Origin of the sequence: Vibrio sp. 10N.222.49.C9 (assembly GCF_041474985.1) — a bacterium.
Lineage (GTDB): Bacteria > Pseudomonadota > Gammaproteobacteria > Enterobacterales > Vibrionaceae > Vibrio > Vibrio crassostreae_C.
Window position 1 is genome coordinate 1 of the sequence record NZ_JBFRVD010000654.1, and the last position, 281, is coordinate 281.

A 281-nucleotide genomic window follows, 5' to 3' on the forward strand; every position below is an offset into this window, starting at 1 on the left:
GACTACGTCGCCCCGATGGTAAATTGGGCTGGCATACGGTATTTGCCTTTGAGTTTTCAGCCCTAGGTGATGATTGCTATCAAGGCGAATTAACCATGGTCGGACTGCGAGTCTCGCATTTTCACACCGATCCTCATCGCATCTAATTTACTAAGCGATAGAGATAATAAACACCATACTCATCCTCGTGTCGGGAAGCTTGTATAAAACCAAGCTTCTCTATCACTCGCTCTGACGCACTATGCCCTTCATCAATAGTCGCAAATACACGCGGTTTTGAG

1 protein-coding gene is annotated in these 281 nt (G+C 46.3%); it reads left to right on the forward strand.

All coding sequences use genetic code 11. The annotated features are described in order from the left end of the window. Positions 1 to 146 (forward strand): DUF3301 domain-containing protein (locus tag AB4585_RS24915; protein WP_372171433.1); only part of this gene is annotated, 146 nt, incomplete at its 5' end. Between the last annotated feature and the right edge of the window lie 135 nt (positions 147 to 281).